Source organism: Kitasatospora sp. MBT66, assembly GCF_000710405.2.
GTDB lineage: Bacteria > Actinomycetota > Actinomycetes > Streptomycetales > Streptomycetaceae > Kitasatospora > Kitasatospora purpeofusca.
In genome coordinates this window covers 248,481-260,007 of record NZ_JAIY01000010.1, presented here as the reverse complement: position 1 = coordinate 260,007, position 11,527 = coordinate 248,481, and the positions used below count along the sequence as shown (strand labels likewise).

Sequence of the window (11,527 nt, the reverse complement as noted above, 5' to 3'; positions counted from 1 at the left end):
GTGGTGCTCAAGCCCTCCTCGGAGGCGATCGGCTGCGCCCGCCGGCTGGCCGAGCTGGTCGCCGAGGCCGGGCTGCCGGCCGACGTCTTCACCGTGCTGCCCGGCGGCGGCGCCGAGGGCGGCACCCTGGTCGGCGCGGCCGACGTGGTCTCCTTCACCGGCTCCACCGGCGTCGGCCGCCAGGTCGTCCGCACCGCCACGGACCGCGGCATCCCGGTCCAGGCCGAGCTCGGCGGGCTGAACACCGCGATCGTCCTGCCGGACGCCGACATCGACCAGGCCGCCGCCCACCTCGCCAACGCGATCGCCGGCTACGCGGGGCAGAAGTGCACCGCCACCAGCCGGGTGGTCGCCGTCGGCGAGGCCTACGAGCCGCTGCGCGCGGCCCTGGTCAAGGCGCTCGGCCAGGTCGACGGCACCTCCTGCGGGCCGGTCATCAACGAGGCCACCCGGGACGAGATCACCGCGGCCGTCGACTCCGCCCGCGAGGCCGGCGCCGAGGTGCTGACCGGCGGCGGCGCGCCCGCCCGGGACGGCTGGTACCTGGAGCCGACCCTGGTCGCCGGGGTCCCGGACGAGCACCCGCTGAGCCGCGAGGAGTTCTTCGGTCCGATCGCCGTGCTGCACGCGGCGGCCGACCTGGACGAGGCCATCGCGCTCGCCAACAACACCCCGTACACGCTGTCCGCCTCGGTGCACACCCGGGACCTGGACGCGGCGCTCGCCACCGCCGACCGCCTGAACGCCGGCATGATCCGGGTCAACGCGCCGTCCAGCGGCGTCGACTTCCACCTGCCGTTCGGCGGCGCCAAGGGCGCCAGCCACGGTGCCCGCGAGCAGGGGCAGGCCGCGCTGGACTTCTACACCCAGAGCCGCACCGTCACCCTGCTGCCGGGCGGGGGCGCCTGATGACGACGGACCTCCCCGACCGGGAGGCGCCCCCGGTGGTGCAGGTCGACACGGTCGACTACCACACGGCCGGCGAGCCGTTCCGGATCGTCGTCGGCGGCACGCCCGTCATCCCCGGCGACAGCGTCGCCGAGCGGCGGGCGATCGCGATCGGGGCCGGCGGCACCGCCACCGCGCCCCGGCCGGGCCCGCTGGACGACATCCGGCAGCTGCTCACCCGGGAGCCGCGCGGCCACGCCGGCATGTACGGCGGCTTCCTGGTGCCGCCGGACGACGACGAGGCCGACCTCGGTGTGCTGTTCTGGCACAAGGACGGCTACTCGACCGCCTGCGGCCACGGCACCATCGCGCTCGGCGCCTGGGCGGTCGACTCCGGGCTGGTCGCCGCACCCGACTACGGCGTCGCCCGGGTCCGGATCGACGTGCCGTCCGGCCGGGTCACCGCGCTGGTGCACCGGGCCGCCGGGCGGACCACCGGGGTGACCTTCCGCAACGTGCCCTCCTGGGTGAGCGAGCTGAAGCTCCCGGTCGAGACCTCGCGCGGCACCGTCGAGGTGGCCGTCGCCCACTCCGGCGCCTGCTACGTCTCGGTGCCGGCCGCGGCCCTCGGCCTCTCGGTGACCCTCGACCTGCTGCCCGAGCTCACCGCGATCGGCCGGGAGATCCGGGCCGCGCTGGCCGACTCCCCGGCCGTGCGGCACCCGGTGGACCCGCGGCTGTCCGGCGTCTACGGCGTCATCCTGTTCGACGAACTCCCGTCGGTGGACGGCACGCTGAACCAGCGCAACGTCACCGTCTTCGCGGACGGCCAGATCGACCGCTCGCCGTGCGGCTCCGGCAGCTCGGCCCGGCTGGCCGTGCTGGCCGCCGAGGGGCGGCTCGCCCCCGGCGCGGAGCTGCGGCACGAGTCGATCGTCGGCACGGTCTTCGGCGGGCGGGTACTGCCCGGCGGCGACCCGTGGGGCGACGGCGTGGTCACCGAGGTGACCGGCACCGCGCACCGCACCGGCGAGCACCGCTTCCTGCTCGACCCGCAGGACACGCTCGGCGCGGGATTCCTGCTGTGAGCGGCGACCGGCGGACGGCCCCGGAACCGCCCGGCGTGGCGGTCGAGCCGCTCCGGCCCGCCACGCCGGGCACTGCCCCCGCCGACTCCCCGGCTGCCGGGCCGACCGCAGGGCCGGCGGTGCTGCCGGCCGGCGCGGTCGAACTGACGCCGGAGGAGGCGGCGCGGGCGATCGAGGGCGTGCTGCTCGACGGGCTCGACCCGGAGACCGTCCCCGCCCGCTCGGCGATCCCGGTACCGGCCGGGGAGCTGCTGATGATGCCGGCCGCCTCCACGGCCTACGTCGGGGTGAAGATCGCCGGCGTCGCGCCGGCCAATCCCGCCGTCGGGCTGCCCCGGATCACCGGCAACTACCTGCTGCTGGACGGTCCGACCCTGCAGCCGGTCGCACTGCTCGACGGCATCGCGCTCACCTCGCTGCGCACCCCCGCGGTCACGGCCGTCGCGCTGGACCGGCTGGCGGTGCCGGAGGCCGAGCACCTGGTGCTGTTCGGCTCGGGCCCGCAGGCGTACGGGCATCTGGACGCCCTGCTCGCCGTCCGCCGGCTGACCCGGGTGACCGTGGTCGCCCGCAGCGCGGAGCCGGCCGAGGCACTGGTCCGGTACGCCCGCGGGCTCGGCCTGAAGGCCGCAGTCGGCACCCCGGCCGCGGTGGCGGGGGCGGACCTGGTGGTCTGCTGCACCACCGCGCGCACGCCGCTGTTCGACGGCGCGCTGGTGCCGGACCACGCGGCGGTGGCCGCGGTCGGTTCGCACGAGGTGGACGCCCGCGAGGTGGACGAGGTGCTGGTCGGCCGGTCCGCGCTGTACGTGGAGGCCAGGGCCGCCGCGCTGCGGGAGGCCGGTGACCTGCTGATGGCGGGGGTGACCGGCGCCGATCCGCTGTGGAACCTGGCCGAGCTGGTGCGGGGCGAGGCTCCGGTGCCGGCCGACCGGCCGAGGTTCTTCAAGAGCGTCGGCATGGCCTGGCAGGATCTCGCGGTCGCGGCCGAGGTGCACCGGCGCGGGGTGGGCCGGTAGGCCCCTGAGGCTTCCGGTCGGCACAGGTCTGCTGTGGGGCCCGGCCGATCGGGTACCGGCGCTCGGCGCTGTGTCGGTACCCGTCCCCCAGTCCGTCACCTCGGACGGGGATCGGTCGTTGTTGTGTCGGCCGGAGTTGCGGTCGGCGTGGTGGGAAGGGATCCCCCGCCACGCCGGCCGCTTTTTCGCGTTCCGGTCAGGGAACGGCGGGGGCAGCGGTGGTGAACGCGGGCGCCGTCCGCGGCGGCCGGTAGGTGTCGATCAGCCGGGCGAGGTGGCGGCCGGTGAGGTGGAGCGGCTCCTCGCTGCGGGCGACCTGGGCGGCGAGCTCGGCGCCCTCCAGGGTGTTGATGACGGTGGCGGCGAGCTCGCGGGCGTCGGTGAGGCCGATGCCGCTGCCGTGCAGCTTCTCCTCGACGACGGCGCGCCAGTGCGCGAACGCCGCGGTGACGGCCTCCTCGATGACCGGCGCCCGGCCGACCGTCTCCAGCGCGGTGGTGGTGATCGGACAGCCGTCCTGCCAGTCGGAGGCGCGCAGGGCCTCGGCGAGCAGCCGGGTGCAGGCGGTGACCGCCTCGGCGGGGTCGGCGGCGCTGTCCAGCCCCTCGCGCAGCAGCTCCGCGAACTCCTGGTCGCCGTGGCGGATCGCCGCGGCGGCCAGTTCCTGCTTGCCGCCCGGGAAGAAGTGGTAGACGGAGCCGAGGGTGGCCTCCGCCTCGCGGGAGATCTGCTTGATGCCGGTGCCCTCGTACCCCTGGCGCTGGAGCAGCCGGGAGGTGGCCCGGACGATCCGCTCCCGGGTGCCGGTGGTCGTCGTCTTCACGGGGGGAGTCTAGCCGAATATTGAATAGAGCGTTCGTTCCAGAGCTGTGCTAGCTTCCTCTCCTGGATAGAGCGTTCGTTCTAGTCGCCTTCGGAGGGGATCCCCATGTCTGTCGCGCAGCAGGAGAACGGCAAGCAGGACGGGGGCGGCAAGCCGTCCGTCACCCTGATCGGCCTCGGCCCGATGGGCCGCGCCATGGCCGGCGCCTACCTGGACGCCGGGTACGCCGTGACGCTCTGGAACCGGAGCTCGGGCCGCGCCGACGACCTGCTCGCCCGGGGCGCCGTGCTCGCGCCGGACGCGGCCGCGGCGGTCGCGGCCAATGAACTGGTCGTGCTGAGCCTGACCGACTACGACGCGGTGTTCGCGGTCCTGGCCGCCGCCGGTCCGGCCCTGGCCGGGCGGACCGTCGTCAACCTCAGCTCGGACACCCCCGACCGGGCCCGGGAGGCCGCCCGGTGGCTCGCCGAGCGGGGCGCCGGGCACCTCACCGGCGGGGTGCAGGTCCCGCCGTCCGGCATCGGGCGGCCCGAGTCGTCCACCTTCTACAGCGGCCCGGTCGAGCTTTTCCGGCGGCACCGCGCCGCCCTGGAGGTGCTCACCGGCGCCGACTACCGGGGCGACGACCCGGGGCTGGCGCAGCTCTACTACCAGATCCAGATGGACCTCTTCTGGACCTCGCTGACCGCCTACCTGCACGCCACCGCCGTCGCGGAGGCCAACGGCATCCCGGCGGACGAGTTCCTGCCCTACGCCACGTCGACGGCCGCCTCGATGCCCGGCTTCCTCGCCTTCTACGCGCCCCGGATCGCCGCCGGGAACCACGAGGGCGACGTCGACCGGCTGACCATGGGCGTTGCGAGCCTCGAACACGTGCTGCACACCGTCGAGGCCTCCGGGGTGGACGGGGCGCTGCCCCGGCTGCTCGCCGACACCTTCCGGGAGGCGGTCGCGGCCGGACACGGCGGGTCCAGCGTGACCGGCCTGGTGCCCCTGTTCAAGGGGAAGTGAGAGGGACGGGAACGAGGAGGTGGGCCGCCGACCGTTGTCAGCGGGCGGCGGCCCTGCCACCATGGGGTGCGACCATGGATGCCGTGCGCTGACGGGTCGTTCGAAATCACGGGATGTTGCACACTCAACGTAACGTGACATTGTACGCTGGTGTTCTGCACTCACCGGAGGAACACCATGGCCGACCTCAAACCCCGCACCCTGATCTCCGTCCAGGAGCGGCTGCGCGACCAGGTCGCCCACGCCCTGCGAGCCGCCCTGATCTCCGGCGAGCTGCGCCCCGGGGTCGTCTACTCCGCGCCCGCCCTGGCCGCCGACTTCGGCGTCTCCGCCACCCCCGTCCGCGAGGCCATGCTGGACCTCGCCCGCGAGGGCCTGGTCGAGGCCGTCCGCAACAAGGGCTTCCGGGTCACCGAGCTCACCGAGCGGGACCTCGACGACTTCACCGAGATCCGCGCCCTGATCGAGGTCCCGACCGTCGGCCGGGTCGCCCGCACCGCCACCCCCGAGCAGTTGGAGGCGCTGCGCCCGCAGGCCGAGGCGATCGTCGTCGCGGCCGGCAAGCAGGACCTCATCGGCTACCTGGAGGCCGACCGCCAGTTCCACCTCGACCTGCTCGGCCTGGCCGGCAACTCCCGCCTGGTCGAGGTCGTCGGCGACCTGCGCAAGCGCTCCCGCCTCTACGGCCTCAACCGGCTGGCCGAGCGCGGCGAGCTGGTCTCCTCGGCGGAGGAGCACCTGGAGCTGCTGGACCTGATGATCGCCGGCGACGCCCCGGCTGCCGAGTCCTGCATGACCCGCCACCTCAGCCACGTCCGCTCGCTGTGGGCGGAGGGCCAGGAGGAGGCGGCCGAGGAGGAGTCCCGCACCGGCCTGCGCCTGCGCGCCCGGTAGGTAAACCACCCGTTCGGGGGAATTCTCCGTAATCGGGTGGGGTATCGATCCCGGGTTCTACGATGATGTTCCCGACATCGGCAGCAAGGAGAACTCCATGTCCGCCGCCGCAGTGGAAGACTCGTTCGGCCAGCCCACGCTGCTGGAAGCCGCAGAGCTGATCGCCAGCCGGTTGACGGGTCACCGCGTCGAGATCATCGGGGGTCAGATCACCGTGACGCCACCTGCCGACGGGCCGCACGGTGAGGTACTGACGGATCTCATGGTTCCGCTTCTGGCGGCCGGACTCCACCGCACGTGCAGGGTGGTTCAGGCAATCGGGTTGTGGCTGCCAGGCGGACCGTCCGACTACGCCGTTCCGGACCTTTCGGTCGTGGACGCGGACTACAGGGATCACCTGATCGAGCGCAACAGTTACGACCCGGCGGTCTTCAGGCTCGTGGCCGAGGTCACATCCTCCAATTACATGGCGGATGTGAAGATCAAGCCGATGGTCTACGCCGATGCGGGAATCCCGGTCTATCTGATCGTCGATCGCAGAAACCTCAAAGTCATGGTGCTCACCGACCCCCAGAACGGCGAGTACCGGGTGCACGCCGTCCACCACCCCGGGCAGTCCTTCGCGCTTCCGGAGTCGATCGGTGCCGCGGTGACGCTTTCGGTGGACGAGGTGCTGGCCGCCAAGAAGTAGCTCACAACGCCGCCGGTACCGTCAGGCGGCCGTCGTGGACCTCGGCGACCTGGTCGACCGCCGTCAGGTGGGTGCGGTCGTGGGTGACCAGGACGGTGGCGGTGGCGCGGCGGTGGGTGAGGGTGGTCAGCAGGTCGAGGACGGCGGCGCCGCGTTCGTGGTCGAGGGCGCTGGTGGGCTCGTCGACGAGCAGCACGGTGGGGTCGTTCATCAGTGCGCGGGCGATGTTGACGCGCTGGCGCTGACCGCCGGAGAGCTGGTGCGGGCGGCGGGCGGCCAGGTCGCGCAGGCCGACGGCGGCCAGCAGTTCCAGGGCGCGGGGCAGGGCGGCGCGCGGGGAGCGGCCGTCGAGGTGGGCCATCACCTGGAGCTGTTCGGCGGCGGTCAGCGCGGGCAGCAGGTTGGGCTGCTGGAAGACGATGCCTATCCGGTGCCGCCGCAGCGCGGTCAGTCCGGCGCGGTCCAGCCCGGCGGTGTCGGTGCCGTCGACCACCACGCGTCCGGAGTCCGGGGCGATCAGGGTCGCGGCGACCGCCAGCAGGCTGGACTTGCCCGAGCCGGACGGGCCGACCACGGCGGTGAGGGTGCCCTTCGGCACGGTCAGCGACACCTCGTCGAGGGCGGTCAGCCGGCCGTCGCCGTCCGGGTAGGTGAGGGTGACGCGGTCGAGGTGCAGGGTCATCGGGCACTCCCCAGGGCGGTCAGCGGGTCGACGGAGGTGATGCGGCGGACGGACAGGGCCGCGCCGACCGCGCCGAGCGCGATCATGACGGCGGCGGGCAGCAGCACCGTCGGGGCGTCCAGGACGAACGGGACGGCGGAGCCGATCAGCGCGCCGACGCCGACCGCGACCGCGGTGCCGAGCGCGGTGCCCAGGAGCAGCAGCAGGACGGCCTGGCCGAGCGCGTCGCGCAGCAGGTAGCGGGTGGAGGCGCCGAGGGCCTTCAGGACGGCGATGTCGCCGCTGCGCTGGATCGTCCAGACGGTGAAGAAGGCGCCGATCACCAGCGCCGAGATGGCGAACAGGAAGCCCCGCATCAGCTGCAGCGAGCCGTTCTCCGAGGTGTAGGAGCCGATCGCGGCGAGCGCGCCGTCGCGGTCGCGGGTCTCGGTGCCGAGGGCGGTGTCGGCGGCGGCGAGGTCGGCGCCCTTCGCGGTGGTCAGCGCGACCACGGTGGCGTGCCCGGCCCCGCCGGGGGCGGCCTGCTGCCAGTCGGCCAGGGTCGTCCAGACCACCGGGGTGTGGCTGTAGGAGGCGTCACCGGCGACGGCCGCGACGGTCAGCGGCCGGCCGGCGACGGTGAAGGCGTCGCCTGGGCGCAGTCCGCCGAGGTCCTTCGCGGCGGTCTGCGACAGCACCGCCCGGCCGGGGGAGAGGGTGTCGCCCCGGGGGGCCAGCGCGGAGCCGTCGGGGACGCCGAGGACGGAGAGCGCGGAGGTGCGTGCTCCGGCGGCGCCCTTGGTGGTGGCGATGCCGAGCGGTTGCGCCTCGGTCACGCCGGGGGTCCGGGCCCAGCCCTGCCACTGCTCGGGGGTGACCTGGGAGTCGGTGAAGGACAGCTTCTGGCCGTCCGCGGGCCGGCCGAAGGCCAGGTGGTCGGCGGGCAGGCCGGTGATGGCCGAGGTGTTCTGCCGGCCGAGTCCGGCGGTCAGCCCCGACAGCAGGCCGACCAGCACGGTGATCAGTACGATGACGGTTCCCATCAGGGCGAACCGCCCCTTGGCGAACCCCAGATCCCTCCAGGCGACGAACACCGCGAGTCCTTTCGTCCGTTCCGCTGCGACACTGACGAGAGTGGTCGAACGGAGGCCCGCCGGGCATCGCACCGGGGATTGGAACCTCGGCTTCGAAGGGCGGAAGCGGAGTTCAACCTTTCGATTGATGCCGGTCGGCGGCACGGACCCTAGGCTGGACGGATGGCGACCGATCGACCTCGAACCACCCCCGTCGCCCGCGTGCTCCGGGTCTGTCTGCACCTGCTGGTGGCGGGCCTGCTCGCGCTCGCCGTGCTCCGGGCCCTGGCCGGGCGCGACGGGGACCCGGCGGCGGTCGCGGCCGCCGCCACCGCGATGGCCGCCGTCTACGCGGCCGGTCCGCTGATCGGTGCCGTCGGCCGCTCCGGCCGGGCCGCCGCGCTCTGGCTGGCGCTGCTCGGGGTCACCTGGGTGGGCGTGCTGGTGGCCACCCCGGACGGGGTCTGGCTGGCGTTCCCGCTGTACTTCCTGGAGCTGCACCTGCTCGGCCGGCGGGCCGGGGTGGCGGCGGTCGGGCTGACCGCCGTCGCGGCGATCGTCGCCTACTCCGCCCATCAGCACACCGTCGGCGTCGCGCCGGCGATCGGGCCGCTGCTGGGGGCCGCCTTCGCCGTCGCGACCGTGTTCGGCTACCAGGCGCTCTACCGGGAGAGCGAGGAGCGGCGCCGGCTCATCGACGAACTGACGGCCGCCCGCGCCGACCTCGCGGCCGCCCACCACGCGGCCGGGGTCCTCGCCGAGCGGGAGCGGCTGGCCCGGGAGATCCACGACACCCTGGCGCAGAGCCTCACCAGCATCCAGCTGCTGCTGCGGGCCGCGCAGCGCGCGCTGCCGGACCGGACGCAGGCCGCCGGCGAGTACGTGGAGCAGGCCCGGCAGGCCGCGCAGGACAACCTCGACGAGGCCCGCCGCTTCGTGCGGGCGCTCACCCCGCCGGCGCTGGAGAGCGACACCCTGCCGGTGGCGCTGGAGCGGCTGTGCGCCACGACCTCGGTGCGCAGCGGTCTGCCGGTGCGGCTGCACGTCCTCGGGGAGCGGGTCCCGCTGCCGGTGCCGCACGAGGTGGCGCTGCTGCGGATCGCGCAGTCCGCGCTCGGCAACACGGTGCGGCACGCCGGGGCGGGCCACGCCGAGGTGACGCTCAGCTTCATGGCGGGCGAGGTGGCGCTGGACGTGGTGGACGACGGCGCGGGGTTCGACCCGGAGGCCGTGCGGACGCGGACCGCCGCCGGTGGCGGTGCCGGGGACGGCGGGGACGGCGGCTACGGGCTGCCGTCGATGCGGGCCCGGGCGCGGGCGCTGGGCGGGAGCTTCGCGGTGGAGTCCGCGCCGGGGGAGGGCACGGCGCTGGCGGTGCTGCTGCCGGTGCCCGGGGGAGCGGGCGGCACGAAGGAGGGGTCGTCGTGACCGGCACCGTGATCCGGCTGCTGCTCGCCGACGACCACCCGGTGGTCCGGGCCGGGCTGCGGGCGGTCCTGGAGAGCGAGCCGGACTTCGAGATCGTCGCGGAGGCGGCCACCGCCGAGCGCGCGGTCGAGCTGGCGGCGGAGCTGGCGGTGGACGTGGTGCTGATGGACCTGCAGTTCGGGCCGGGGGCGGCGATGAACGGCGCGCAGGCCACGGCGGCGATCACGGCCCGGGGCGCGGGGGCGCCGCGGGTCCTGGTGGTGACCACCTACGACACGGACGCGGACACGCTGCCCGCGCTGGAGGCCGGGGCCACCGGGTACCTGCTGAAGGACGCGCCGCCGGAGGAGCTGGCCCGCGCGGTGCGGTCGGCGGCGGCGGGCCGGCCGGCGCTGGCGCCCACGGTGGCGGACCGGCTGCTGGAGCGGATGCGGACGCCCGCGGCGGCGCTGAGCGCGCGGGAGACCGAGGTGCTGGGGCTGGTCGCGGACGGGCTGACCAACCAGGCGATCGGCGGGCGGCTGCATCTGAGCCTGGCCACGGTGAAGTCGCATCTGGTGCACATCTACACCAAGTTGGGCGTGGAGTCGCGGACGGCGGCGGTGCGGGAGGCGCGGGCGCGGGGGCTGATCCGGCGCGGGGGGTGACGGCGCATGGGGTGACGGCGCGGAGGGCCGACGGGCGGCGGGCGTAGGGTGGTCGGCGACCTCGTCCGCCCGTGACCGGAGGATCCCCGGATGGCCGTCCGACTCGACGAACTCGCCGTGCCCGTGATCGGCGCACCGATGGCCGGCGGGGCGACCACGCCGGAGCTGGTGGCGGCGGTGAACGCGGCGGGCGGGCTGGGCTTCCTGGCGGCCGGCTACCGGAGCGCCGCCGCGACGGCCGAACAGGTCGCACTCACCCGGAAGCTGACGGACCGTCCGTTCGGGGTGAACCTCTTCGTACCGGCCGAGCCCGGCGACCCGGCGGCGGTCGCCGCCTACCGGGAGCGGCTGCGGCCCGAGGCGGAGCGGCACGGGGTCGTGCTGCCGGAGGCGATCGGGCCGGACCGGGACGACTGGGACGCCAAGATCGCCGCGCTGCTCGCCGGGCCGGTCGCGGTGGTCTCGTACACCTTCGGGCTGCCCGCCGCCGAGGAGGCGCGGGCGCTGCGGGCGGCGGGGGTCCTCCAGGTGGGCACGGTGACCACGCCGGAGGAGGCCCGGCGGGCCGAGGCGGCCGGGATGGACGCGCTCTGCGTGCAGGGCCCGGAGGCCGGCGGGCACCGGGCCACCCACGGGGTCGCGGACCGGCCGGGCGAGGTCCCGCTGCTCGATCTGCTGCCCGCGGTGCGGGCGGTGACGGGGCTGCCGCTGGTCGCGGCGGGCGGGCTGGCCGACGGGGCGTCGGTGGCGGCCGCGCTGCGGGCCGGGGCGGTGGCGGTCCAGGTGGGGACGGCGCTGCTGCGGGCGGAGGAGGCGGGTACCTCGGCGGCGCACCGGGCGGCGCTGACGGAGTTCGAGTCGACGGCGGTGACCCGGGCGTTCACCGGGCGTCCGGCGCGGGGGCTGCGCAACGCGTTCATCGACCGGTACGGGCCGTACGCGCCCGCCGCCTATCCGGAGGTGCACCACCTGACCCAGCCGCTGCGCGCGGCGGCGGCCGGGCGCGGGGACACCGGGGCGATGCACCTGTGGGCCGGGACGGGCCACCGGGCGGCGCGCGGCGGCCCGGCGGCGGGGATCGTGGCCCGGTTGTGGGAGGAGGCCCGGGCCGCCGGGCGGTGAGCCCGGCGGCCCTGCGGCGGTCCCCTGCGGTGCCGGCCCGACCGCCGTGGGGCCGGCACCGCGGGCTCAGCCGAGCAGCTCGGCCATCCAGGCCTCGATGGCCGGGACGCTGCGGGGCAGCGCGCCGGACATCAGCCGGGCGCCGTCGGCGGTGACGACCAGGTCGTCCTCGATCCGGACGC

At 75.2% G+C, this 11,527-nt stretch carries 13 protein-coding genes; 9 read left to right on the top strand and 4 right to left on the bottom strand.

Going from position 1 to position 11,527, the window contains the following annotated elements; translation table 11 throughout:
* From BI06_RS25785 to BI06_RS25775, 3 genes are all read left to right on the top strand, one after another.
* Positions 1-909, top strand: a 909-nt coding sequence (locus BI06_RS25785; protein ID WP_043471945.1) for an aldehyde dehydrogenase, incomplete at its 5' end; no start/stop codon positions are given.
* Positions 909-1,976 (top strand): proline racemase family protein, encoded by a 1,068-nt coding sequence (locus BI06_RS25780; protein ID WP_051741844.1) that lies wholly within the window; start codon positions 909-911, stop codon positions 1,974-1,976. The genes BI06_RS25785 and BI06_RS25780, both read left to right, overlap by 1 nt.
* Before the next feature lie 119 nt (positions 1,977-2,095).
* Positions 2,096-2,995: an ornithine cyclodeaminase family protein gene (locus BI06_RS25775; protein WP_043473051.1), complete on the top strand. Its 900-nt coding sequence runs from the start codon at positions 2,096-2,098 to the stop codon at positions 2,993-2,995.
* 196 nt (positions 2,996-3,191) lie between these two features.
* Here BI06_RS25775 and BI06_RS25770 read toward each other — a convergent pair whose 3' ends face one another.
* A complete protein-coding gene (locus tag BI06_RS25770; RefSeq protein ID WP_051741842.1) occupies positions 3,192-3,818 on the bottom strand; it encodes a TetR/AcrR family transcriptional regulator in 627 nt (208 codons plus the stop codon).
* A 105-nt stretch (positions 3,819-3,923) separates the two neighbouring features.
* Here BI06_RS25770 and BI06_RS25765 point away from each other — a divergent pair, with 105 nt between their 5' ends.
* The 3 genes from BI06_RS25765 to BI06_RS25755 all read left to right on the top strand — a co-directional run bounded on the left by BI06_RS25765 (position 3,924) and on the right by BI06_RS25755 (position 6,414).
* Positions 3,924-4,829 (top strand): NAD(P)-dependent oxidoreductase, encoded by a 906-nt coding sequence (locus tag BI06_RS25765; protein ID WP_051741839.1) that lies wholly within the window; start codon positions 3,924-3,926, stop codon positions 4,827-4,829.
* 177 nt (positions 4,830-5,006) lie between these two features.
* The gene (locus BI06_RS25760; RefSeq protein ID WP_043471943.1) at positions 5,007-5,723 is read left to right on the top strand and encodes a GntR family transcriptional regulator; all 717 of its coding nucleotides are present in this window, start codon (positions 5,007-5,009) and stop codon (positions 5,721-5,723) included.
* A 97-nt stretch (positions 5,724-5,820) separates the two neighbouring features.
* A complete protein-coding gene (locus BI06_RS25755) occupies positions 5,821-6,414 on the top strand; it encodes a Uma2 family endonuclease (protein ID WP_043471941.1) in 594 nt (197 codons plus the stop codon).
* A gap of 1 nt (position 6,415) precedes the next feature.
* Here BI06_RS25755 and BI06_RS25750 read toward each other — a convergent pair whose 3' ends face one another.
* Both BI06_RS25750 and BI06_RS25745 read right to left on the bottom strand, forming a co-directional pair.
* Positions 6,416-7,096, bottom strand: a complete 681-nt coding sequence (locus BI06_RS25750; RefSeq protein WP_030395929.1) for an ABC transporter ATP-binding protein — start codon at positions 7,094-7,096, stop codon at positions 6,416-6,418.
* Positions 7,093-8,169 (bottom strand): ABC transporter permease, encoded by a 1,077-nt coding sequence (locus tag BI06_RS25745; RefSeq protein ID WP_043471938.1) that lies wholly within the window; start codon positions 8,167-8,169, stop codon positions 7,093-7,095. The genes BI06_RS25750 and BI06_RS25745 overlap by 4 nt, the downstream gene beginning before the upstream one ends.
* Positions 8,170-8,331: 162 nt before the next feature.
* Between BI06_RS25745 and BI06_RS25740 the strand changes: the two genes are divergently transcribed.
* From BI06_RS25740 to BI06_RS25730, 3 genes are all read left to right on the top strand, one after another.
* Positions 8,332-9,576 carry a sensor histidine kinase gene (locus BI06_RS25740; protein ID WP_043471935.1) on the top strand — a complete coding sequence of 415 codons (1,245 nt, stop codon included), beginning with the start codon at positions 8,332-8,334 and terminating at the stop codon, positions 9,574-9,576.
* A complete protein-coding gene (locus tag BI06_RS25735) occupies positions 9,573-10,223 on the top strand; it encodes a response regulator transcription factor (RefSeq protein WP_030395932.1) in 651 nt (216 codons plus the stop codon). The genes BI06_RS25740 and BI06_RS25735 overlap by 4 nt, the downstream gene beginning before the upstream one ends.
* 90 nt (positions 10,224-10,313) lie before the next feature.
* Positions 10,314-11,345, top strand: coding sequence for a nitronate monooxygenase family protein (locus BI06_RS25730; protein ID WP_043471932.1), 1,032 nt, complete (start codon positions 10,314-10,316; stop codon positions 11,343-11,345).
* 66 nt (positions 11,346-11,411) lie between these two features.
* Here the strand turns inward: BI06_RS25730 and BI06_RS53820 are convergent.
* Positions 11,412-11,527 (bottom strand): Xaa-Pro aminopeptidase (locus BI06_RS53820; RefSeq protein ID WP_043471929.1); only part of this gene is annotated, 116 nt, incomplete at its 5' end.

Coding starts and splice junctions, on each gene's coding strand:
- BI06_RS25765 (WP_051741839.1), top strand. CDS start 3,924: ATGTCTGTCGCGCAGCAGGAGAACGGCAAGCAGGACGGGGGCGGCAAG.
- BI06_RS25740 (WP_043471935.1), top strand. CDS start 8,332: ATGGCGACCGATCGACCTCGAACCACCCCCGTCGCCCGCGTGCTCCGG.
- BI06_RS25760 (WP_043471943.1), top strand. CDS start 5,007: ATGGCCGACCTCAAACCCCGCACCCTGATCTCCGTCCAGGAGCGGCTG.
- BI06_RS25730 (WP_043471932.1), top strand. CDS start 10,314: ATGGCCGTCCGACTCGACGAACTCGCCGTGCCCGTGATCGGCGCACCG.
- BI06_RS25750 (WP_030395929.1), bottom strand. CDS start 7,096: ATGACCCTGCACCTCGACCGCGTCACCCTCACCTACCCGGACGGCGAC.
- BI06_RS25755 (WP_043471941.1), top strand. CDS start 5,821: ATGTCCGCCGCCGCAGTGGAAGACTCGTTCGGCCAGCCCACGCTGCTG.
- BI06_RS25780 (WP_051741844.1), top strand. CDS start 909: ATGACGACGGACCTCCCCGACCGGGAGGCGCCCCCGGTGGTGCAGGTC.